The following is a 22,722-nucleotide window of genomic DNA, read 5'->3' as shown; positions in this document are numbered from 1 at the left end:
ATTCTGAGGGTGAATATAGGGCAACCTCATAGAATTGGGATTAGAGATTGTTGAAAAATTAATTATCATAATTTCATGCGGATCTTATTTGTAAGCAGCAGTTCTGGGTCACGAGGTGGAGGTGAACTCTATTTAATTTATCTGGGGCAAGAATTAGCAAATCGGGGCTATTCTGTGGGATTATGGTGTTCTCAACATCCGATCATGGATGAATTAGCAAGTTCATTTGCTAGGTTTGGAGAAGTAATGCGATCGCCCTACGTTAATACATATAATCGTAAACTGCGTTCTTTTTCCGATGTTTTCCCTCGCTCTCATCATGCTTGTATCTCAGATTGGCAAGCTTTCCAACCTGATATTATTCATCTCAACAAGCAAAACTTAGAAGATGGGTTGGATTTATTAACATGGTCTGATTCTCTACAAATACCGACATTGGCAACCATCCATATTACCCAAACTCAGGCTAGTTTAGGAGCATTTTTAGGCACATGGCGGGACAAAATAGCCAAAAGAGCATTAAAGAGTTTTAGCGGTTCACTTCTAGCCATTTCCGAAAATCGTGGTCGAGAGTTAAAAAAGTTTCTTCCTTCTTTTGATCAGCAAATAAAAGTTATTGAAAATGGAGTTTGCATTCCTGAAGATACAGAACGTTTAACAAAGCGTCAAGCTACTCGTTCGGAATTAGGAATCCATGCAGATGAGTTACTAATAGTAGCAGTGGGAAGAATGGAAACACAAAAGCAACCGCTGCTATTTTTACAATGGGCAACTAACCTCAAGCATAACCTTCCCACTGCACGTTTTTTATGGGTTGGAGATGGGCGTTTAACACCCATGTGGGATCAATGGGTTATCGAATATAATGCCCAAGGATACATCCAACGCTTGGGTTGGCAAAATGACGTAACACCATTTTTAGCAGCAGCAGATGGATTTTTTCATCCGGCTCAGTTTGAGGGATTGCCATTTGCTTTGTTGGAGGCAATGGCTTGGTCTTTGCCATGTATGATTAGTTCATCTCTAGCAGATGAGCTAAAGTTTCCTCCAGAAGTTTGTTTTGTCGCTTCTGGAAAAGATAACTTGACCGGGTTAGAGGCTTTTGTCAATCTCAGTTTACGGAACTCCGTGGCTATTGCTGGTTCTCAACTCATAAAAAAGCGATTTTCTTTAGCAAATATGGTAGATACTTATGAATCTCTCTATCAAAAGCTCATTCTTAACGTATCGGGTAAATCACACATAATCTAGTGATGTTGGATCAACGTTTATTAGTTCGCAGATTCGCAGTTTTTTATGGGAAATGATATCAATCTCATGAACATCTCCAGCAATCCCTATTATCCACAGCAAAAGCCACCTGTCTTCAAAAAAAACATCGCCAAAGCCACATTTTTGGGAACAGTTGTCTTTATCTCTAGCTTAATCGTAGCATTCGTAAACATTAGTCTAGATCAAACTCCTAGCCTGATGGCTAATCAGGTAGCTATTTCCGTATTAGTAGGCATAGCTCTCAGTATTTGGAGTGACAGTACTCGCGGGTTGCGAAATTTGTTTCGAGCCGATTTAGCTAGTATCGTAGCTCTATATTTTTTAACACTGATTGAGTTTCTATATCCACAGACAAAGTTTGATCAACTTTTAACTTCTGAGCAAACTGCCTATGCTCTCTACGTTCTGTTGGTGGGGTTTGCTGGAATAGCAATTGGTCGCCATATAACCTTGTTTAAGCCAGTACCTCCCAGTTTCTTAGACTTTAGTAATATTCCTGACAACGCGCTGTTTAGGATTTTTTTGATATCAGCCTTTCTCGCATACTTTTATGTTTTTATAACAGTTGAATTCAATCCTATCAAGTTAATTGAAGCTGAACTCGGACCTCGATTTGCTGTGCCGTGGGGACGAGGGCGTTTAGGTGACTGGCGAGTATTTTTGTCGGAACTAAAGCTATTTTCTTACGCCATACCCCCCCTAGCAGGTATTATCTGGAATCGTCGTCAATCTTTTCGCAGTTGGCAGATATTTGTGGTATTTATCATCTTTGCGTTCACTTTTTTTGATGGATTTGCCGGAGGAACACGCAACATATTTGGTGCATATATTGCCACATTTTTAGGTGGCTATTTACTCACAATACAACGCCCTAATCTATTAAATGTCACTGCTCCCATTGCTGTGATGGGATATGCAATGGTGTTTGCCACCCGTCATATGCTGGGGTTTAGAGAGATGGGCATTAGCCGATATTTAGAAACCGCAGCCTACGCCAGTCAGAAAGTGCAAGGAACCCTATCAGTTGACTACAACCTACATACCATTGGTTTATTAGTCGATGCTTTCCCGAATAAACATGATTTTTTGGGACTAGAATTACTGTTTGTATTTGCAACCAAACCCATACCAAGAGTTTTGTGGCCTGATAAACCCGAAGGTCTAAGTATATCCATTGAGGAAGTCGTGGGTGCTGATGGTTGGACAGTAGCCTCAACTTATGTAGGTGAAAGCTACATGATGGGGGGTATGTTGGCAGTGTTATTAATATCTGTGTGCCTAGGTATATTAGCCACTTGGTGGTCTCGGACAGCCGCATTTCATACTACTGGTTATGGTATAGTAGTCAATGCTTTAGGCTTTTTTACAGCAGCAGTTTCTATGCGGAGTCTGATTATCTTTACAACTTCAATGTTGCCAATTTTGGGGTTAATTTTCTTTGCTAAAACTTTTCCTGGTTTATTGGGAATTAAACGCTTACGTCGCCAGTATCCGCGAAGTTAATTACACTGAGAGATATATAAATGAAAGTTTTACACGTAATTCCCTCAATCAGCCCCAAGCTAGGAGGTCCGACTCAGGTAGTTCTCAATTTGGTACGGGCTTTACGCGCAGAAGGAATAGATGCAGAGATTGCAACTACTAATGATGATGAGGGAATGCTGCTGGATGTTCCATTATTTGAGCGTGTAGAATATCAAGGATTACCAGTTTGGTTCTTTCCCCCTGCTGCTCGCATCAAAGCATTTCTACCTTCACCAAGATTTACGCAGTGGCTATGGAAAAATATCAAAAATTACGACATTTTAGATAATCACTATTTATTTTCATATCTTCCTAGCTGTGCTGCTATTTTTGCCCAGTGGCAACAAGTTCCATATACGGTGAGAATCATGGGACAATTAACACCTTGGGCATTGGCACAAAGCCAGTTAAAAAAACAAATTTATAGCACTGTAATTGAACGACGTAATTTAAATAATGCTGCGGCTATCCACTGTACATCTGTGGGTGAGATGGAAGATGCATTACGGTTTGAAGTTACGCCACCTAAAATAGTTTTGCCTTTAGGAGTTAATCCACCTTTATTAATTCGTGATGCTAAATCTAAATTGCGACATCAGTATAATATCTCTAGTGAAGTTCCCATTGTTCTATTTCTTTCCCGTTTACACTATAAGAAACGTCCTGAATTGTTGATTCAATCATTAGGTGGGTTGGTAAAACAGGAGCAGAAGTTTCACTTACTCATTGCCGGTTCTGGAGAAGATTTATATGTTAAATCTTTACAGCAAATAGTGGCATCCCTTAATCTCACAGAGCAAACTTCATTTGTCGGGTTTGTCAGCGGATATGATAAGGATTTGTTGTTGCAAGGTGCGGATTTATTTGTACTGCCTACTTATTCCGAAAATTTTGGTATCGCCCTAGCAGAAGCGATGGTGTCTGGTTTACCAATTATCACCACACCGGGTGTGCAAATTGCGCCGGAAATCGCTGCAGCTCAAGCTGGAATCATTGTAGAAGGAGAAATAGAAGCTTTGCAAGGAGCGATCGCTAATTTTTTAAATTCCCCCCAAATGCGGGAACAAATGGGTCAAAATGGACGTTTATTTGCTTTAGAACAATATTCATGGCAGACAATTGCTAAACAATTAGCTACTGCCTATCAAAACATTATTAATCAATAACCTCTGTTAAATTGTATGATACTGATGTGAGTAGGGTGGGCGAGTGGATGTTCTTTGTGTACGCTTTTGGCAAGACAATCCCAATAAACTAACTGAAAACACACTGATTTTACTCATGAAGCGGTTATATCGCCAATTCAAAAAATATTGGGTTTTAAGTTTAGTCGGCTTGATCCTGGTGCTTCTAAGTGTTATTCCGATCAGAATAGCGATCGCATCCTACCAAGCACCCCAGCCCCAAGCTATTCTCACTCTTGGTGGTGGTCCAGAGCGAGAGGAATTTACCGCCGAATTTGCTCAAAATCATCCCTATCTAGATATTTGGGTTTCTAGTGGCATACTTCCAGCCCAAGCTTTGGCAATTTTCGGGGCTGTAGCTATTCCCACCAATCGCATTCATCTTGACTATCGTGCGGTTGACACAGTGACTAATTTTACTACCCTGGTTGACGATTTCCAGCAACGCCATATCCAGCACGTCTACCTGATCACTTCAGATTTCCATCTACCGAGGGCTAAAACTATAGCCACCCTAGTTTTAGGTAGCCAAGGCATTACTTTTACCCCCATTTCTATTCCCTCAAAACGACCTAGAGAATCAGTTGTCCGTATTATTCGTGATAGTGGACGTTCTCTATTATGGATTGTATCAGGTCGTACCGGAGCCAGCTTCAACCCTCGTTTTCGTCCCCCAGTTTATGCGTCTAGATAATTACAAACTTAGCAAGTATACCCCAGGTGCGCCCTACCTTCAACAACTTTTGTGGTACTTTCTGGGTTCACCTTTAGTGGAAAGTTATTTACTACCAATATCATCAGTAAAAATTGCTGTTCTCCGGATTTTTGGTGCCAATATCGGTACAGGAGTTCGTATCAAACCTGGAGTGCGAATCAAATTCCCCTGGCGTTTGAGTATCGGTAACTATGTTTGGATTGGGGAAAATACTTGGATTGACAACCTTGCACCTGTAGTGATAAAAGATCATGTTTGTTTGTCTCAAGGGGTTTATCTATGTACAGGTAATCATGATTGGAATCATTTAGATTTTCAACTGATTCCTGCTCCCATACATATTGAAGAGAGTAGTTGGATAGCAGCAAAATCGGTAATTGGTCCGGGAGTGACAATCGGCCAGGGAGCAGTTTTAACTCTAGGTAGTGTAACTGGAAAATCTTTAGAGTCAATGATGATTTATGCCGGTAATCCAGCCCAACCCATTAAGAAGAGGAAAATATGACAAAAATCTGAAACATAATTGAGCATTCTGGCAAAAGATCAACAGTTACTACCCAAATCACAATCTACATCTTGAAAAATTATCCAAACTATATAGGATTTTTATTTGATTTTTGTGTATCTCTGATGTCATGTCCGCCTAATCACTTATCAAAAAAAAATCTCCGCGTAAGAGCGTCTCCGTGTCTTGAGCGTTAGTCTAAATGATAAGTATATCTCTAACGAGACGCTACGCGAACAACTGGACATGATATGACGGGAGCATATGGCTCATACTCAGCAAGCTATGGACAAATTGTGGTCTGAACTGAAAAAAGTAGTATTCTTATAAAAGTCAATAGTCTCAATGAGTATCTCTAGATACACATCCCTAGCTATAATCTAACTAAGTAATCTAACTGGATTCCCATATCATCAACAAAACACACAACTGAGAAACTAGGGTGTAAAATGTAAGCAACTCTTTTTTTGTGATCGCATGATACGATTCACACAAGACTATAATAAGCGGTGGAAGATTAACTAGGGGATCAAAAATGCTATTGCGTGAAAATACTAGAAGATAAAACAAATAAAGCATCTACAGGTTGAGTAATTTTGAAATTATCAAAATTGTCAGTTTGCTCATTTGGCATTTTAAAAATTAGTTCTGTACAACTGATACCGAAGAAACATAAAATATTTACCTAAATAATTCAGCGATACAAATCCATGATTAATCAGAATTCTAATATAATCTCGAATGCTAATGAGAATGGAAAGGTAAATATTGCACCGACATTATTGCCATTTCAGCCTTTTTCACCTTTGGAAACAGAGGATGAAGACTGGAACCCAAGAGAATTACTGGGTATTCTTCGACGAAGAGCCTTAGTGATCACAGTTGTTGTTGCATCTGTTATGGGTGCTGTTACTTATTCAACATTAAAGCAAGAAAAGATATATCAAGGAAATTTTCAGCTTTTAGTTGAACCTGTAACAGGAGACAATACTTTACAAACACTCAATCTTCCAGACTCGGCAGTTCCTAAATCTGGATTAGATTATGAAAGTCAAATTCAGGTTCTTAAAAGTCAGGAAGTCATGGAAAACGTGATAAATAAATTAAAATCTGACCATAAAGATGTTATACGCAAGTTGAGATATGACTATCTAAACGATTATCCAAAAATTGATTATAATTACCTGATCAAAAATTTAACTATTCGTCGTTTGGGTCCAACTAAGGTTATAGAAGTAAGCTATAAAAGCAAGTATCCTGAAGAGATTAAAATTGTCTTAGATACAATTTCTAAATATTATTTAACTGACAGTTTGAAAAAGCGTCAAACGAAGTTACGTCAGGGGCTTGAGTTTATAAAAAAACAACGCCCCGTACGTCAAAATATTGTAACTCAGTTAGAACGAAAACTGGAAATTTTTCGACAAAGATACGAGTTTATTGATCCAGAAAGCAAATCTAATTCAGTTGCTCAACAAATGCAAACTTTGGATCAGCAACGACTAGATGTTAATCAACAATTAGCCACAGCTCGTGCTGCTTATATTAGTCTATCAACGCCAGAAGGAAAACTGTCAATATTAAATAATGCACCTATATACGGGCAGTTAGTTGTTCAATTACGCCAATTAGAAACCCAAATATCTGCAGAATTAGTTCGTTTTCAACCTGACAACCCAGTCGTAGAATCACTACAGGAGAAAAGACGAAATCTTCTACCTCTTCTTCAAGAGGAGGAAAATCGGTTTTTAGGTCTAAGAGTAGCAGAAGCGACCACTCAAATTCAGAAACTAGAGGTAGAAAGCCGAGAACTAGCTAAGGTTGAACAGCAATTAAAATTTAGATTTCAGCAGTTACCAATCCTAACCAGACAATACAGTGAAATTCAACGGGAATTGCAAGTCGCAAATGATGCCCTGAATAAGTTTTTAACTACCGAACAAGAACTTTCAATTGGAGTAGCACAGACAGAAGTTCCTTGGGAATTAATACAAAAACCAATTCTGGGTAAATTCCCTATATCTCCAGATATTCCACGTAGTTTATTGTTGGGATTAATGACGAGCTTGGCTGCGGGAATTGGTATTGGCTTGCTCTTAGAGAAAATGGACAATACCTACCATACTGTCGAGAGTATGAAAGAGAAGATAAAACTCCCGTTCTTAGGATCTCTTCCTCTTGATAAACAAATTTCTACGAATCAATTATCTAATCCTAACAACGGCGTTGCCAAAGAAGAAAATTGGTTAGGCAATCTTTCCCAAAAGATACCCCAAAATATAACCCAAAATATAGGTTGGTTTTCTAATCTCTTCCGTCGTCGCCATTCAAGTGATGGCTATTATGGACAAGGAATATTTTGGGAATCTCTACAGGTTCTTTATTCCAATATTCAATTACTCAATTCTGATAAACCGATTCATGCCCTAGTTGTTTCCTCTGCTATGCCTGGAGATGGAAAAACTACCGTTTCATTCCATATTGCCCAAATAGCCGCCGCCTTGGGAAAACGAGTACTATTGATAGATGCGGATCTCCGCCGCCCCCAGGTTCACAAAGTATCCAATTTACATAATCTATCGGGATTGAGTAATGTAATATCTTCAAATATGCCAGTTGAGCAGGTAATTCAGCAAATACCTTCTATGGATCTATTATCTGTGATTACCGCAGGACCAACACCACCCGATCCTGCCAGGTTGCTCTCATCAGATAAGATGAAGCAACTAATGGAATATTTTAAGAAAAACTTTGATTTAGTGATTTATGATGCCCCTCCAATGTTGGGATTAGTTGATGCCAGACTCTTAGCACCGCAAACTGATGGTATGATACTGGTAGCAAGGATCGACAAAACTGATAAATCAGCACTGATACAACTTCAGGATACGCTCAGAAGTTCTCCTATCAACGTCTTAGGTGTTGTTGCTAACGGGGATAAGAAGAAATTAAGTGGTTATAACAGCTACTACTATAGTAAGAGAAAAGAATCTAGGCTTGGTTAAACATCGATAGTTTGAAAGCCTGTTGTCCTGAGTTCATGATCCTTTAACTGAAATGTTTTGTTTGTCACGTAGGGTGCGTTAGCAGTATTCTAACGCACTAGTAATGTAGGGCATAATTAACAATTTAGGACTTACGCAAAAACTCTCCCAAACTCTTATTCCTCGGTGTTCTCAGCGGTATGCCTTACGGGAGCCGTAAGAGATACGTTTATTCATGATTTTGCGTCAATCATGCAATTAAAAAATTTAACCTACAGACTATAAATCAAGGATAATTGGTGATTGCAGGCTCTTGGGACAGCATATTATTCTATCAACCATCAGTTATCCTGCACATATCTATCAGAAGATTAAATCTGGGGATCGCTTGCACTATTGTTGACAATTTGTTACAAAAGTACAAAGAACTTCTAGAGACCCAGAATCTAATGTTAGGCGGACTTACTGGTTTTACAGATCCTAAAGGCAGCGATTGGGGAGAGCGAATGCTCAACACAGTCGCCAGCCAAACGATTCGCCACCTGTTTAGCATGAGCGAGTCAGTAGAAGTCTTTGTGCGCTGCTATCCCTCCAGCAAACTGTTGCAAGGCAGCATTGATAGCTTTAAAATGAGCGGTCGTGGCTTAGTCATTCGTAAAGACTTCGCAGTTGAGGAAATGACTTTTGAAACCGATGCAGTTGCCATTGACTTCAGCTCGGTTTTAAGTGGCAAACTCACCCTCAAACAACCTACCCAAGCAGTAGCGCAAGTAATATTGTCAGAAGCAGGAATTAATGAAGCTTTCAAGGCAGAACTGGTTAAAAAGCGCTTGCTCAACCTTTCTGAACCAACTTTAATAGCTATATCTGGTGGGGAACCAGTTTCGTTTACGGAAGTCCAAATACAACTATTACCGGGAAATCAATTACATCTTGTAGCTAAAGCCGATTTAAACAACGGACAACTTATACCCCTGAGTATGACCATAGGTGTTGGGATTGAAAGACGACGACGGATTTCTTTCAAAGATCCAAAAATTGAACTGGAGCAAGTTCCAGAATTACAGCGAGAAATTTCCCAAACCTTAAGTATGGCGTTGGTAGAAATTTTGGATAACATGGTCGATTTAGATCGCTTTGACCTTGATGGAGTAAAAATGCGACTTAATCGGTTAGAAACTGAAGGTCAAAGGTTAATTTTTAGCGGTTATGCAGAAATAGAACGTATCCCGCGTAGTTCTTGAAATGGAAAAAAATTAAACGCCGCCTATTTTAGTTTGGGCGGCGATGTCATTAAAAATTAAAAAACACAAGTTGCATAAATTTTTTAATTTTTAATTTTTAATTTTTAATTTTTAATTCTTATCGTCCCACACCCACATATTGGAACCCAGCCCTCACCATTGCTTCAGGATCTAGGAAGTTGCGACCATCAATCATCACAGCGTGACTCATCAATTTTGCCATTTTTGTGTAGTCCAAAGTGTTGAACTGTTGCCATTCAGTAACAAGTACCAAAGCATCGCAGCCATCAGCTAGTCTTTCCGCATCGGTTTCCACCAAGACACCAGAAAGACCATGACGCATACCTGTTTGGGAAATAATCGGGTCATAAGCCTTGACTTTAGCTCCCAGGCGGTTGAGTTGCTCAATTAAGTTAAGCGCAGGTGCATCACGCAAATCATCGGTATCTGGCTTGAAGGTCAGGCCAAGTAGTCCCACCGTTTTACCTTTAAGGATTTTCAAGACTTGCTGGAGTTTTTCCAAAGCAATCAAACGTTGGCGTTCATTTACACTCACAGCGGCTTTCATCAATTGGGCTTCATAGCCATAATCATCGGCTGTGTGAATTAGTGCTGAGACATCTTTGGGAAAGCAAGAACCACCCCAACCAATACCAGCTTGTAAGAACTTGTTACCAATGCGGGAATCTAAACCGATGCCTTTTGCGACTTGGGTAACATCGGCACCAACGCGATCGCAAATATTAGCAACTTCATTGATAAAACTAATCTTGGTCGCTAAAAAGGCATTAGCAGCATATTTGATCATTTCGGCTGAACTCAGGTCTGTAACCAGCACTGGGACAGAGGGTAAAGACTTGTCAGCCGCAAACTTGCGTTCCACAATTGGGGCATATAGTTCTTTCATCATCCCGACTGCTTGTTGACTATTGCCCCCTAAGACAATTCGGTCAGGATTAAATGTGTCATAAACTGCTGAACCTTCCCGTAAAAACTCTGGATTGCTGACGACATCAAACTGAGCGGCAATCTCAGGTAATTTTTCTGCAACTGCTGTCTCACTTCCTGGTAGCAATGTTGTTTGGCGTTCAGCAATGCCATCTAAAACAATTCTCTTAACCCAGTCACCAGAACCGATAGGAACAGTAGATTTATTGACAATTACCTTATAACCACCGTTGAGATTTGCTCCAATACCACGCGCCACAGCTTCTACGTAACGAGTATCACTTTCCCCAGTAGGTAAGGGAGGTGTTCCCACCGCAATAAATAGAATTTCGCCATGAGCCACTCCAGCAGCCAGATCCGAAGAAAATTGAATATTTCCAGTATTAATAGCAGACTGCATAATTTCCGATAGTCCTGGCTCGAAAATTGGCGACTGCCCAGACTTCATTAATTTTACTTTTTCTTCGTTGTTATCTATGCAAATAACATCATGTCCGATATGAGCCAAACAAGCCCCTGTTACTAAACCCACATAACCAGTCCCGATTACACAAACACGCATTTTTTAACTCCTTACTTTTTTACCTTTATTTCAGTTGTCATTGGTTCACAAATGCCTAATGACAACTAATAACTAACTAATTGTTACTTTCAATACGTTGGCGGAAATCTTCTATTGCCAGTTTTAACCCATCTTGTAGAGGAATGGTAGGTTCCCAATTTAACCAAGTTTTTGCTCTGGTGATATCGGGACGACGACGACGAGGATCATCTGAAGGTAAGGGTTCAAACTTAATTTGTGCATCTGGATTAATCAAGTTCTGCACAGCTTGTGCCAATTCCAAAATTGTGTATTCATCAGGATTACCCAGATTGACCGGACCAATGTACTCACCATTCATTAACCTGATTAGTCCTTCAACTAAGTCAGAGACATAGCAGAAACTACGAGTTTGTGTACCTTCACCGTATACTGTCAAAGGATTACCACGTAAGGCTTGAACTATAAAGTTGCTCACTACTCGACCATCGTTTTCTAACATTCGTGGGCCATAGGTGTTAAATATTCTGGCTACCCGAATATCAACTTTATTTTCTCGGTAGTAGTCAAATGCCAAAGTTTCAGCAATTCTTTTACCTTCGTCGTAGCAAGAACGAATCCCAATGGGATTAACGCTACCTCGATAATCTTCAGTTTGGGGATGAACTTCTGGATCACCGTAGACTTCACTGGTAGAAGCTAACAAAAACCTAGCTTTTACTCGTTTAGCTAACCCCAACATATTCATTGTTCCCATTACGTTAGTTTTCACGGTTTTAATGGGGTTGTACTGATAATGTACCGGGGACGCAGGGCAAGCTAAATGATAGATTTGATCCACTTCTAAGCGAATTTCCTCAGTGATATCGTGACGGATCATCTCAAAATTAGGGTTGTTTAACCATTTGAGGATATTGCGTTTATGACCTGTGTAGAAATTATCTAAACATATGACCTCATGACCTTTAGTCATTAGTCGGTCGATCAAATGGGAACCAATAAACCCAGCACCGCCCGTTACTAAAATTCTCATAAATTTCTTGGTAATTTTACAGTTATTTCCAGTGGGTATGATCTTGATTGTTGGATTACCCAGCTAGGGTACAAAAATAGATAACTAGCAAAGATCACGAAAAGATATATTTGTGCAAATATTGTGATCTTCGTGTTTGTTACCTGCATGATTAAATTTGCAAAATAACTAACATTTTCTAATAATTGTCATATTTTTAGCTAGAGTTCATCAAATCTTCAACAAGAATATCAATTTCTATTACAGTATTTTTACAGAGTAGCTGTATTACTAGGAGTATTTTTTGAAAAAAGTAATTTTTGATTATGTTGTGGTTCTCCCAGAATAATGATTGAGCAAGTGAGTTGGCTAACTAATTGGTTTGTGACATCACTCATAGCTAATCCTCCAGGACTAGTACGATTACGGATAAAAGGTAACACAATTAAATCATATAATCTAGCAGCCTGCAAAATCGCTTGGGCAACATTTTCATGAGCCATAATTTGAATCTCTGGAGGGTTAGTCAAAGCCAATTTAGATACTAATACAGAGAGATGCGATCGCCTAGCAGCAATTTTACTGGAACTGGTGCGGCGATCGCACACATTCAAGATAGTCATGTGGCTTTGATTGGCATCTGCTAACATCTGAGCAAATTTCACAGGTGTTAGTGTGGGATTCATGAAGTTTTCTATCGGCACGAGAATGCGCTGAATTTTTTTTGGTGATTCCACCAGACGTGCTACAGCAACTGGACAATGGGATGCCCAGAGGACACTATCAATTACATTACCCAATAAACGCGCCCTCAAGCCAGTCCGTCTACCCCAACCCATGATAATTAAATTTGCCTTTTGTTCACGAGCTGCCCTACTAATTCCTGGGGCAAAGGCATCATCAATTCGCAGTAATGGTTCAGCTTTTGCTCCCAACAATTGACTCTGTACTATGGCTTTTGCTAATAACCGCTCACTCCGTTGCCAAGCTACTTCTAATTGTGGTGTATCCATTTGAGCCGTAGCATGAGCGATCGCTAATGGTAAAATTTTGCCATTGCACTGACAGGCCAATAATGCCGCCATTTCAATTAGATATCTTTGATTATGGGGATTATACAAAGGTACAACTATAGTCAAATGCTCATGTGCTGATTGTCTTGGCTGTTCAGATATATTGCTTGGTGATTCCTCTTGAACTGATGAACAAGTTAAACCAGTAGTACTCGCAGCCACAACACTTGTCAGCCAAGGACCCAAAGCCGCTGTCATCACCACTAAAACAATTACGCTGTTTAATACCAATGGAGGTAATAGCCCAGACCGATATCCCCCTAATGCCACTGCTAATGTCGTACTTACCAAAGGAATTGATAGTGACCAAATTGTTAGAGTTTCCTGCCAGTTATAGTTGTAAACCAGTTTTGCCAACAAAGCGGCTATAAATTTACTAGTAATCAAACCGCAGAAAATTAACAACAATAACTTGATTGTGCTATTGCCGTCAAAAAAAGCAGGTAAATCAATCCTTGAACCCAAATCAACAAAGAAAATGGGAATGAATAGCACACTGCCAATAAACACCAATTTTTCTTTAACTGGCCCTTCTCCTACAGCTTCATTCACCGCCAAGCCAGCTAAAAACACACCAACTATTTTTTCTAACCCCATCATTTGAGCAACTACAGCTGCGAGAAACACAGACATTAAGACAAATAAAAACTTGTTGCCTTCGTCGTCTCCAGACCGTCGGAAAAATTCTTTACCCGCCCAATCAAACCCTACTAACACTATCAAAGCGTAACTTATTATTAATGCTACTATTGGCACTATTTGATCAACGCTGAATACCCCAGCCTGAGAGCTTGCTATACAAACACTTAATATCAATACTGTACCAAGATCATTAAAAATCGTGGCTCCCATTGTCATGGTGATAGCCTCGTTGTTTACCACTCCCAAATGACTGATAATCGGATATGCCAAAAGAGAGTGAGAAGCAAGTAAAGCACCAATTAAGATTGAGGTATGCCAGCCAAAACCACAAAATCGCCCTACTAATGTCCCGAGTATCAGAGGGAGACTGAAAGTCAGGCTACCAAATACCAAAGAACGAATTTTCTGTTTACGAAAAACTTTGAGATTAAATTCCAACCCACCTATAAACATTAAGTAAACTAACCCAATGTCTGATAGCAAGGTGATCATTGGGGATTCTGACTCCAATAAACGCCAGCCTGATGGACCAAGTACTACCCCAGAGCAAACCAAACCCACTAATCCTGGCAATCTTAGCCGGTCAAAAAGGATAGGTACAACTAAGATCACTACCAATAAAATAGCAAAGGTAACAATTGGTTCCTTACCAAGAACTTGGGAAGTTGGTTCCGAAGCCAGCACTTGTGATAAGAGTTCCATAGGTAGGACTAAAATGGGCAACGGTGAAACTGTGATAATCGGAAGAACTATCGCCTGATTTATATAACTTTCAAAAGCTAACCCGAATAAATATTCAAAAAACTTAATCTAACACCAGCTAGGCAATCGATTAGCAACTAACTACCTATGGGTGAATTTGACTCAAAATAAACCGCAAGCGATCATAATCGTCTTTTAACAGTATACTCAAGTGTCTTCCCGCTTTGATTAACCATTCTCGGTCAGCTTTGCGTAACTGGTAAACTTCACGAATGGCAGATGCAGCCAAGGATTCTACCGGCGCACCGTTAATCAAAAGTAATGTCCGTAAAAAATCTAGTTTTTCGGTGAATTTGACGATTGCTTCTGGTTGACACCGATAAACAGCTTGATGAATCTGAGGTGGACGAGGTGGGAGATACTGATATACTCCTTGGTTATAACTTAGATTTTGAGACTGCTGCTCAAATCCAACAATGGCTGCCCGAAATTCAGTTTTGAGCATAGCAAATATCTGGGGTTGCTCCTCACGCAAAGTTGCCAAGGACAACCCCAATGCTCTAGCTCGGTGTACAGAATCTATGGGCATAGTTGTGGCATGATATACCACAGCATAGACTTGATTGCCAGATTCTTCATCCACAGCACAAACCCAACTCCCAAAAGGTGGCATAGGTGGAAAACTCAAGTCTTCCGGTTCTAAACACTGTGCCAAAAATTCGGTAGTCGCTGTTTCTATCACCTCCCCAATATGGTCAGGATGGCGATCGCCTGTAGCAAACTGTGGTAAAGGTAGACGCATGAGAGTGCCGAGTAACGAGTGCTGAGTAACGAGTAATGAGTCAACAGTTGAGAATTATCATCTCATTACCTATCACCCATCACCCATTACCTATCAGTTATTACCTATTTTCCTTTTTTCTTGCCTGTAGTGTCTACAGGTTCTAATTCTGGCAAGCGAAAGGTAATTAATTTATCCCAATTACCACCTTCAAAAAGTACAGCTACCTTGCCATCACTGACCCGTTGTACAAGTCCTTCATAGCGATAATATGTGTCTGCGGGATTTTTGACGCGAACAGTTGCTCCAGGCAGAATCATGTTTTTACCCTCGGTTTATTCTCTGTTAATACCTTAATATTAGTTGTTTGTCAGTTGTTAGAGAAAAAAGGCAAGAGAGGAAAAACAGCAGTTGTTTAATTTTTAATGTTTAATTTTTGATTTTTAATAGCTCTGTTCCCTGATTTAATAATACTTCTGGCGTTGGCGGAAATTGGCTACAGATTCTACTATTCCCAAAGCGATAAAGTTAGTCAACATCGCAGAACGACCATAACTCATCCAAGGTAAGGGTATACCAGCCACAGGTGCTAAACCAACGGTCATGCCCACATTAACAATGACTTGAAACATAATCATCGATAAAACACCAATAGCCAACAACGAACCAAAATTATCTTTGGCGGTTTGAGCTACGCGTAGTAGACGGAAGCAAATCAAGCAAAAGACAAACAATACTATTAAACAACCAGCAAAACCAAACTCTTCACCAACAGCGGAGAAAATAAAATCTGTGTGCTGCTCAGGTACAAAATTGAGTTGAGTCATGGGACCTTTGAACAAACCCCATCCCCAAATTTCTCCGGCACCAATGGCAATGCGAGATTGGATTAAGTGATAACCCGCACCAAGAGGATCATGTTCAGGATTGATAAATACACTCAGCCTATCTTTTTGATATTCTTTTAATACATGATTCCAAGCGAAAAACCCTAATTCACCTCCCAACATATTAAAAGCGAAAGCAGTGATAGCTCCGCTCGCTAAAGGCAACGCACCAACATTAAATCTCCGCCAGGGTAAAGTCTGCCATCCTACAATTCCCATTGCACCTGCCCAGGCTAAACCCAAAGGGCTAAAAGATAGGTCTTTAAGCAAGATGATCGGATCTGACAAAGGCCAGGAGATGCTAAACAGAATTGCCGATACTACAGGAGAAATCATCAGAATTAACCAACCCGGATTGGCATTTGCCCAATAAAGCATTCCTAGAACTATCGCCCCAAATACTAGAGATGTAGCCAAATCTGGCTGTAAAAATATTAATCCCCAAGGTATGGCAGTGATTGCCAAGACACGAAATACACTGTCAAGGGTAGAAGCTGTACGTCTGTGCAGTAAAGCCGCTAGGGTGATAATTACGCCTATTTTGGCAAATTCTGAGGGTTGGACATTAAAGCCACCAATGCTAATCCATCGCTGTGCGCCTTTGGCACTAGTTCCAGCGATCATCACAATCATCAAACTAAAATTAGTGAGCGCGTAGGTTATCCAGTGCCACTGAATTAGGTTTTCGTAGCGGCAACGAGCCAAAAACAAGGCGATGATTGAGCCAATACCAGCTACAAGCCAGTGCCACCACCAATCAGTTAATGGCTGCTTTAGTTCTGTACTTAGAATCATCAGACCGCCAAACAAACTCAGGGCAACAGGTAAACAAAATAATAGCCAATCTACTTGCTGCCAGGGTTTAACCCAATATTGCCAGCGGATTTTGGGGAGCGAAGGTTTTAACAACATTGTGCGAAGAGGAACTTGAGCGTTAAAGGATGATGGAGAGGGGGAGACACGGAGATAGGGAGAGGGGGAGACACGGAGATAGGGAGACGCGGAGAGGGGGAGACGCGGGGACACGGAGAAATAATTATCTATTGCCCCCTGCCCCCTGCCCCCTGCACCCTGCCCCCTGCCTTCTGCCTTCTGCCTTATGTTAGAGCAGCGACTGATACTTTACCGGCGATAGTTAAAGCGATCGCTTTCAGGGCTTGAGCAGAAGCTGAATCTGGTTCAGCAACAACTATCGGCACACCATTATCACCGCCAATTCTAGTAGAAATCTCTAAAGGTACACATCCCAACAGTGGTATTCCTAATTCTGCGGCAGTTTTTGAGCCACCTCCGGAACCGAAAATATCATATTGTTTATCCGGTTGATCTGGGGGAATAAAATAGCTCATATTTTCCACAATTCCCAATACCGGGATATTCAACTGCTGGAACATCCGCAACCCTTTCCGCGAATCCAACAGCGCTACTGTTTGCGGTGTGGTGACAATCACTGCCCCAGCGATGGGTACTGCTTGGGTTAAAGTTAACTGAGCATCTCCGGTTCCTGGTGGCATATCCACAATTAAATAGTCCAGTTCTCCCCATTGCACCTGATAAAGAAATTGGCGAATTATGCCATTCAGCATTGGTCCACGCCAAATCACTGGCTGATCTCGGTCAATTAAAAAGCCCATTGAGACTAACTTGACACCATGATTAAAAGCAGGTTCCAGGATTTCACCTGTTTCTGTAGAGCGAACCGCAATTTTTGCATCAGCCAACCCTAGCATGGTGGGGTCATTAGGCCCGTAAATATCAGCATCTAACAAGCCGACTTTGGCTCCGGTTTGTGCTAAAGCCACTGCCACATTTACCGCCACTGTACTTTTACCAACGCCTCCTTTACCGCTAGAAACAGCAATAATATTTTTTACGCCTGGAACACCATTACGGTCAGGTAAGCTTTTTTGCTGTGGTGTTTCTGCTGTTACTTCTACGCTGATATCCGTCACACCAGGGAGCTTGGATACTGCTTTTTTACAATCTTCAACAATAAATTCCCGTAAGGGACAGGCAGGAGTTGTCAACACCAAAGTAAAGCTAACCTTGCCAGCGTCAATTTTGACGTTGCGAATCATATTCAGTTCTACCAGACTTTTGCGAAGCTCTGGATCTTCAACCGGTCGTAAAACTTCTAGGACTGAGTGAGAATCTAAGACATCATACATAGTGTGTATACCGTTGCGCCTTAATAAAATTTAAAAGATTGTCAATTTTACCTACTTGCATCTTAACTTTCTTGGGGCAGTTATTCAGTTATCACTTGTCACTGGACATTGGAAACAGCTACAACTGACTCCCCACTCCCCACTCCCTAAAAATCCAAACACCCACCATTGAGGGATTTTTTCTTCCCTGAAACTGCTGATAATGCTGCCTTTTCTACAGCTTCCACCAAGGAACGTGCTACCCGATCTGCATAAGGACGAGAGAATGTCCAAATTAGAGGTGATAACCAACCGCGTAACGTTACAGAATAAGATAAATAACTGCCACAAACAGTTGACTCCACTTGATATGTCACTCGTTCCTCAATTCCTGGGATTGCCAAGATGCGGATACTCAGCATTTTTTTGGGATTGACGCATTCTACGAAAATCTGGATGGGAATCGGCGAAAAACGGGTGAAAGCCTGGAAAATCAATCCAGGTTTAGGTACTAGTCCTAATGGTACATTAGTACTTTTGAGTAGTGGATGCCAAGAAACATCTGTGAAGTCAACCACTTGTTGCCACAGTTCATCTACAGAAGCAGAGCTGATCTCTCGATAAGTCCGCACCAAAGCAGCACAAAATCGAAGACGTTTGCGGTGGCTGAATTTTGACAACCAACTTTGCACTTTTCTTATCCTCCTCCAGAAGCAAACCTACGCAGGATCTGGTAACTTTGGCATTTTAAGTAGTAGCTCTTTGCTTCCGCTATTTGCCATAGTTGTCATCCAACAAACAAACTACCTTCTAGACTAATTGGTCAGAGTCTGGTATTCGTACCAGAATGTTCCAAGCAAAAAGTCGCAAAAAAACTTGGTTAATATACAAGCCTATACGCATTTGAGGGACAATAGCTCTAGTTATGCCCATCAATGGCGCAAATGCTTGACAACTAAGAAAAGGCAGTTTTGGCATTCTTGAGCTTTGGTGGCTCTGATTGCCGACAAATTTTGAAAATGAAAATTTGTAGCTTTCAAAGAAATTGTAATTTTAGGTTCGGGAATCTATGTTGACCAATTCGCAAACACCCACTCTAGCAACAGAATCATCGAATTTTCTTCCAGCATCTGACGCTCAGGCTAGAGTCAGTCAGTTTATGCAAAATTTGCAAGATAAAATTACTCAAGGTTTGGAGGAACTGGATGGTGTTGGTAAGTTTCAAGAAGACAGTTGGCAGCGTCCAGAAGGGGGTGGTGGGCGATCGCGTGTACTGCGTGATGGGGCTATCTTTGAACAAGCTGGTGTAAATTTTTCTGAAGTTTGGGGTTCCCATCTGCCACCGTCAATTTTAGCCCAACGTCCTGAAGCAGAAGGACACGGCTTTTATGCCACAGGAACTTCCCTGGTGTTACATCCCCGTAATCCTTATGTCCCCACAGTCCATTTAAATTACCGCTATTTTGAAGCAGGCCCAGTATGGTGGTTTGGTGGTGGCGCTGATTTGACACCTTATTACCCCTTTGCTGAAGATGCAGCCCATTTCCATCAAACTCTGAAACAGGCTTGCGATCAACATCACCCAGAATATTATCCGGTGTTTAAGCGTTGGTGTGATGAATATTTCTATCTTAAACATCGGGATGAAACACGTGGTGTGGGTGGTTTGTTTTTGGATTACCAAGATGGTCAAGGGACTATATATCGCGGACCTGACCCTAATGGAGCGGCGGCTATTTATAGTAACGAAGTGGGAAAATTACCACCACGCACTTGGGAAGAGTTGTTTGCATTAGTGAAAGAATGTAGTGGAGCCTTTTTACCAGCTTATGTCCCAATTGTTCAAAGAAGACATGGGATAGAATATAGCGAGCGACAACGGAATTTTCAGCTCTACCGTCGGGGTAGGTACGTAGAATTTAACTTGGTTTACGACCGGGGGACAATTTTCGGACTCCAAACCAACGGACGCACAGAATCCATTCTCATGTCCCTACCACCTTTAGTACGGTGGGAATACGGCTACAAACCAGAACCTAATTCACCCGAAGCTGAGTTGTATGAAACCTTTCTCAAGCCTCAAGATTGGATCAACTGGACACCAAGTCATACTTAATTTGTGTGCGTTAAACTACTAAATACAGGCATTTAATAAAAATGTCGTATTTTTTAGTCGTAGCTTGCTCATCTCCAATTTCATCTCAGGATGATTCTGTGTCTGGTGAGCCAACTAACTTCCTAAAAATCTAAGAACTATCCCAGTGCAGGGGAAATTTAAAGATGAAAAGAACAGTAAGTTTTTTGGCTCACTAATTTTAAGTCTATATACAAAAGTAGTTGATATTCAGCCCATATCACGGAGAGGTACAGTGAATATAGACCAAAAAGCCTATACAACCGAAGACGGCAGTACTGTAATTGTCTTGAAACCGACAGATCGTCTAGACATCACAACTGCTTGGCAATTTCGGCTGAAATTACAGGAATGTATTTCCAAACTCAGTCGTCATGTAGTTGTGAACCTGGGACAAGTAAACTTTATTGATAGTTCTGGTCTCACATCTTTAGTCGCTGGGATGCGTGATGCTGATAAAGTTAAGGGCAGTTTCCGCATTTGTAATGTCCACCCAGATGCCAAACTTGTTTTTGAGGTGACAATGATGGACACAGTATTTGAAATCTTTGAAACTGAAGCAGAAGCTTTAGAAACCCTATTGCTCAACTTAGTCAGCAATGATGATCATCTTTTCGAGTCGAGACATCAAAATACTCACCAGACAATTCCTATATCTGGGTTAAGCTCGTCCTCTGCTCACTTTGTCCAATCATTAGCAGATGAATCAACTTAACTAAGAAGACGCTTTCATAAGAAATGTTGATATTCAGTTAATTTTTCTGTAGCGGTAAGGACCGACTGTTGCTCCCCATGTGGCTTTTCCAGTCTCGGAATCAATTCCTTTATCGTAGCTGAGAAATTTAGTTTCGGTAGCTTCAAAGCCCAAGGAAACTTGTATCCTGTTGCCAAGATAAGTAAAACTGCAAATGCTGCCTGGAGGTGCAGAAGCAGTAAATCGATAAAGATTCGATTCTAGAGTTTCCTGGTTCACTGACAAAATACAGCCTGGTAGTAAATCTAACTGCTCTGATGTCAGATGATTCAGTAAAGCAGGGTTACTACCTGCCCCTTGCAGGGAAGTTGGATCTTTAGGCATATAGTATTGCACTTGTATACACTCAGACTCTTGTCTTAACCGCATAATTCTTTGGCGGTATGGTTTGTCTAGATTGAGAGTATTCGCTTGTTCAGCAAACAGGGTGATACTGTCTTCTGGAAAAAGATTAACTGGTCGTTGCCATAAACGCAGGTGAACATACCACACAGGTTCGGCCATAGCCTGTTCATGATTGTCAAATTCACCAGCTAGGTACTGACCCAAAGTTATTAATTGTGGGGACAAGCTCATAAAATATCCGTAAATCACAAATGATTATAAATCCTAGTTAGTTTGATCAGCAAGAAGAGGACAAAAAAAGAATTTGTAATTAAGTTTTGCAACAGGGATTTAGACCTACGGAACTTATTAATTTTTCTTCCTGGACTCCATCTTCTGCCTCATCCCCAGAAAGAAAAATGATGGTGATGGAAAGAAAACGGTAAAGTTGATACAGTAAGTCTTTGAGAATCCAAAATCTGAAATCTAACATCCAAAATTGTATAACTTGGCAAAGAAGCCTTTAAGCTAGAAAATAAGAACACGTCGCCCTTAAAATTTTCTTTGTGAATAACGTCCGTACTGTCTCTGATACAAAGCGAACTTTCTACAGTCTTCATACCCGTCCAATCAACACTATTTACCGCCGGGTAGTGGAAGAGTTGATGGTAGAAATGCATCTGCTGTCGGTCAATGTCGATTTTAGCTACAATTCAATTTATGCCTTGGGCTTCGTCACATCTTTTGACCGCTTCATGCAAGGCTATCAACCCGAACGGGATCAAGAAGCGATTTTTAGTGCCTTATGTAAGTCTGTAGAGCAAGATCCACAACTTTATCGACAGGATGCAGCCAGATTGCAAGCCGTCGCTCAAAGTTTGCCAGCTAAGGACTTAATTGCTTGGTTGAGTCAAACCACTCACCTGGATGTAGATGGCGATTTGCAAGCACAACTGCAAGGAATAGCTGACAATCCTAATTTTAAATACAGTCGCTTGTTTGCTATTGGTTTATTCTCATTGTTGGAATTAGCTGATCCGGAACTAGTCAAAGATGACAAGCAACGTAATGAGGCACTAAAAGCGATCGCTAATGGTTTGCATTTATCAGAAGATAAACTTAGCAAAGATTTAGACTTATACCGCTCTAACCTAGACAAGATGGCACAAGCGCTGATAGTGATGGCAGATATACTCACCGCTGATCGAAAAAAACGCGATCAGCGTCAACAAAAATCTACCACACCAGTTGCTCCTCCCAGTAACAACGAATAATTTATAATCCATAATTCGTAATTCGTAATTCGTAATTAAAGGTTGCAGATCATCAAATAGTCAATGCAAAGCAAC

At 40.7% G+C, this 22,722-nt stretch carries 18 protein-coding genes and 1 pseudogene; 10 read left to right on the top strand and 9 right to left on the bottom strand.

Annotation, left to right across the window (positions count from 1 at the left end; translation table 11 throughout):
- The first annotated feature begins 75 nt into the window (after positions 1-75).
- The 7 genes from ANA7108_RS0123530 (at position 76) to ANA7108_RS0123495 (ending at position 9,428) form a co-directional block, all read left to right on the top strand.
- The gene (locus ANA7108_RS0123530; RefSeq protein WP_016953287.1) at positions 76-1,251 is read left to right on the top strand and encodes a glycosyltransferase family 4 protein; all 1,176 of its coding nucleotides are present in this window, start codon (positions 76-78) and stop codon (positions 1,249-1,251) included.
- Between the two features lie 45 nt (positions 1,252-1,296).
- Positions 1,297-2,775, top strand: coding sequence for a hypothetical protein (locus ANA7108_RS0123525; RefSeq protein ID WP_016953286.1), 1,479 nt, complete (start codon positions 1,297-1,299; stop codon positions 2,773-2,775).
- A 20-nt stretch (positions 2,776-2,795) separates the two neighbouring features.
- Positions 2,796-3,962, top strand: coding sequence for a glycosyltransferase (locus tag ANA7108_RS0123520; RefSeq protein ID WP_016953285.1), 1,167 nt, complete (start codon positions 2,796-2,798; stop codon positions 3,960-3,962).
- 115 nt (positions 3,963-4,077) lie between these two features.
- Positions 4,078-4,674 carry a YdcF family protein gene (locus ANA7108_RS0123515; RefSeq protein WP_026104409.1) on the top strand — a complete coding sequence of 199 codons (597 nt, stop codon included), beginning with the start codon at positions 4,078-4,080 and terminating at the stop codon, positions 4,672-4,674.
- Positions 4,661-5,200 carry a WcaF family extracellular polysaccharide biosynthesis acetyltransferase gene (locus ANA7108_RS0123510; protein ID WP_016953283.1) on the top strand — a complete coding sequence of 180 codons (540 nt, stop codon included), beginning with the start codon at positions 4,661-4,663 and terminating at the stop codon, positions 5,198-5,200. Before ANA7108_RS0123515 ends, ANA7108_RS0123510 begins: the two co-directional genes overlap by 14 nt.
- Positions 5,201-5,910: 710 nt before the next feature.
- Positions 5,911-8,205: a polysaccharide biosynthesis tyrosine autokinase gene (locus ANA7108_RS0123500; RefSeq protein ID WP_016953281.1), complete on the top strand. Its 2,295-nt coding sequence runs from the start codon at positions 5,911-5,913 to the stop codon at positions 8,203-8,205.
- Between the two features lie 428 nt (positions 8,206-8,633).
- Positions 8,634-9,428: a DUF2993 domain-containing protein gene (locus ANA7108_RS0123495; RefSeq protein WP_016953280.1), complete on the top strand. Its 795-nt coding sequence runs from the start codon at positions 8,634-8,636 to the stop codon at positions 9,426-9,428.
- Positions 9,429-9,546: 118 nt separating this feature from the next.
- Here ANA7108_RS0123495 and ANA7108_RS0123490 read toward each other — a convergent pair whose 3' ends face one another.
- From ANA7108_RS0123490 to ANA7108_RS0123455, 8 genes are all read right to left on the bottom strand, one after another.
- Positions 9,547-10,938 carry a UDP-glucose/GDP-mannose dehydrogenase family protein gene (locus tag ANA7108_RS0123490; protein WP_016953279.1) on the bottom strand — a complete coding sequence of 464 codons (1,392 nt, stop codon included), beginning with the start codon at positions 10,936-10,938 and terminating at the stop codon, positions 9,547-9,549.
- Positions 10,939-11,014: 76 nt separating this feature from the next.
- Positions 11,015-11,950, bottom strand: a complete 936-nt coding sequence (locus ANA7108_RS0123485) for a UDP-glucuronic acid decarboxylase family protein (protein ID WP_016953278.1) — start codon at positions 11,948-11,950, stop codon at positions 11,015-11,017.
- 251 nt (positions 11,951-12,201) lie between these two features.
- On the bottom strand, positions 12,202-14,346 hold the full coding sequence (locus tag ANA7108_RS0123480) for a cation:proton antiporter (RefSeq protein WP_016953277.1): 2,145 nt from the start codon (positions 14,344-14,346) through the stop codon (positions 12,202-12,204).
- A 145-nt stretch (positions 14,347-14,491) separates the two neighbouring features.
- Complete coding sequence (locus ANA7108_RS0123475) at positions 14,492-15,148, bottom strand: HAS-barrel domain-containing protein (RefSeq protein ID WP_016953276.1); 657 nt, start codon at positions 15,146-15,148, stop codon at positions 14,492-14,494.
- Positions 15,149-15,252: 104 nt separating this feature from the next.
- The gene (locus ANA7108_RS0123470) at positions 15,253-15,447 is read right to left on the bottom strand and encodes an NAD(P)H dehydrogenase subunit NdhS (RefSeq protein ID WP_016953275.1); all 195 of its coding nucleotides are present in this window, start codon (positions 15,445-15,447) and stop codon (positions 15,253-15,255) included.
- Positions 15,448-15,591: 144 nt separating this feature from the next.
- Positions 15,592-16,926, bottom strand: coding sequence for a rod shape-determining protein RodA (gene rodA / locus ANA7108_RS0123465; protein ID WP_016953274.1), 1,335 nt, complete (start codon positions 16,924-16,926; stop codon positions 15,592-15,594).
- Between the two features lie 185 nt (positions 16,927-17,111).
- On the bottom strand, positions 17,112-18,182 hold the full coding sequence (locus ANA7108_RS0123460) for an Mrp/NBP35 family ATP-binding protein (RefSeq protein ID WP_016953273.1): 1,071 nt from the start codon (positions 18,180-18,182) through the stop codon (positions 17,112-17,114).
- A gap of 146 nt (positions 18,183-18,328) precedes the next feature.
- Positions 18,329-18,853 carry a hypothetical protein gene (locus ANA7108_RS0123455; RefSeq protein ID WP_016953272.1) on the bottom strand — a complete coding sequence of 175 codons (525 nt, stop codon included), beginning with the start codon at positions 18,851-18,853 and terminating at the stop codon, positions 18,329-18,331.
- Between the two features lie 377 nt (positions 18,854-19,230).
- On the opposite strand from ANA7108_RS0123455, the gene hemF reads away from it, so the two are divergent.
- Entirely contained in the window at positions 19,231-20,277 is a 1,047-nt protein-coding gene (hemF, locus tag ANA7108_RS0123450; protein ID WP_016953271.1) for an oxygen-dependent coproporphyrinogen oxidase, read from the top strand.
- A 253-nt stretch (positions 20,278-20,530) separates the two neighbouring features.
- Positions 20,531-20,893 (top strand): annotated as a pseudogene (locus ANA7108_RS27855) (STAS domain-containing protein); the annotation flags it as partial.
- Positions 20,894-21,043: 150 nt separating this feature from the next.
- Here the strand turns inward: ANA7108_RS27855 and ANA7108_RS0123440 are convergent.
- Complete coding sequence (locus tag ANA7108_RS0123440; RefSeq protein ID WP_016953269.1) at positions 21,044-21,625, bottom strand: chromophore lyase CpcT/CpeT; 582 nt, start codon at positions 21,623-21,625, stop codon at positions 21,044-21,046.
- A 314-nt stretch (positions 21,626-21,939) separates the two neighbouring features.
- Between ANA7108_RS0123440 and psb29 the strand changes: the two genes are divergently transcribed.
- Positions 21,940-22,647 (top strand): photosystem II biogenesis protein Psp29, encoded by a 708-nt coding sequence (gene psb29 / locus ANA7108_RS0123430; RefSeq protein ID WP_026104408.1) that lies wholly within the window; start codon positions 21,940-21,942, stop codon positions 22,645-22,647.
- The last annotated feature ends 75 nt before the right edge of the window (positions 22,648-22,722 follow it).

The organism is Anabaena sp. PCC 7108 (genome assembly GCF_000332135.1).
Taxonomy (GTDB): domain Bacteria; phylum Cyanobacteriota; class Cyanobacteriia; order Cyanobacteriales; family Nostocaceae; genus Anabaena.
Note: the sequence above shows the minus strand (reverse complement) of the source record. Positions and strands in the feature narration are given on the sequence as shown.